The sequence below is a fragment of the Nocardia sp. NPDC004278 genome (assembly GCF_053602975.1).
In genome coordinates this window covers 1-1,545 of record NZ_JBSGEQ010000109.1, presented here as the reverse complement: position 1 = coordinate 1,545, position 1,545 = coordinate 1, and the positions used below count along the sequence as shown (strand labels likewise).

Here is a 1,545-nt window from a genome sequence, read left to right as displayed (position 1 = left end):
ATGCTCAGCGAACACCGGATACGCATCACGCAGCTCAGTAGCCATACCCGCCCACTGAGCACCCTGACCGGAAAACACCACACCCGTCGAACCCGACACCACACGACCGGACACCACACCGGGAATCGTTTCGCCGCGACCCAACGCTTGAATACCGGCCCACAAACCGTCGCGCTCGGGTGACAGCACCACGGCCCGATGCTCGAAAACACCGCGCGTGGACGCCAGCGAGAAGCCCACATCCACCGGATCCAGGTCGTGATCGTCCGCATACGACGCCAGACGCCCGGCCTGACCGGCAAGAGCCGCACCGCTGCGCGCCGAAACCACCCACGGCAACACAGCCGGAACGGACTCGACCACCGGCGCCGACTCCACTGGTGCCGGTTCCACGACCGGAGCCTGCTCCAGGATGAGGTGAGCATTCGTGCCGCTGATACCGAACGAGGACACACCCGCACGACGCGGCCGATCCACCTCCGGCCACTCGACCGCCTCGGTCAACAACCGGATATGACCTTCGGACCAATCGACCTTGGTGCTGGGCTGATCGACATGCAGCGTTCGGGGCAACACCCCGTGCCGCATCGCCATTACCATCTTGATCACACCACCCACACCCGCCGCGGCTTGCGCATGACCGATGTTCGACTTCAACGACCCCAGCCACAGCGGACGATCCGCAGCTCGGTCCTGCCCGTAAGCAGCAAGCAGCGCCTGGGCTTCGATCGGATCACCCAAAGTGGTACCGGTGCCGTGAGCCTCCACCACATCGACGTCGACCGGCGACACCTTGGCATTCGCCAAAGCTTGCCGGATCACCCGCCGCTGCGACGGACCGTTCGGCGCGGTCAAACCATTCGACGCACCATCCTGATTCACGGCCGAACCAGCAACCACCGCAAGAACTTCATGACCATTGCGGCGAGCGTCTGACAACCGCTCCAACACCAGCACACCGGCACCTTCGGACCAGCCCACCCCATCGGCGGAATCGGCGAACGACTTACACCGCCCATCCGGGGCCAGCCCCCGCTGCCGACTGAACTCCACAAAGATCTCCGGTGTCGCCATCACCGCGACACCACCGGCCAATGCCAGATCACATTCACCCGACCGCAGCGACTGCGCGGCCAGATGCATTGCCACCAGCGATGACGAACACGCCGTGTCGACGGTGACCGACGGCCCTTCCAGACCGAACACATACGACACTCGCCCGGACACCAAACTCCCGGCAGCGCTATTACCGGTTCCCTGGGCGTAGTCGTGATACATCATGCCGGTGAAGACCCCGGTCGAACTGCCACGCAGCGCAGCCGGATCCACACCGGCGCGCTCCAGCGCCTCCCATGAGGTCTCCAGCAGCAACCGCTGCTGCGGATCCATGGCCACAGCTTCGTTGGGGCTGATCCCGAAGAAGTCCGCATCGAAATCGGCCGCCGAATAGAGGAATCCACCCTGGCGGGTGTAGGTCTTACCGGCCTTGCCGGGCTCCGGATCGTAGATACCGTCGATGTCCCAGCCACGATCCACCGGCAACTC

General features: G+C 64.3%; 1 protein-coding gene. It reads right to left on the bottom strand.

What is annotated here, in order from left to right:
* Window positions 1-1,545: type I polyketide synthase (locus tag ACWEO2_RS44250; protein ID WP_452410870.1), on the bottom strand; the 1,545-nt coding region annotated here is incomplete at both ends.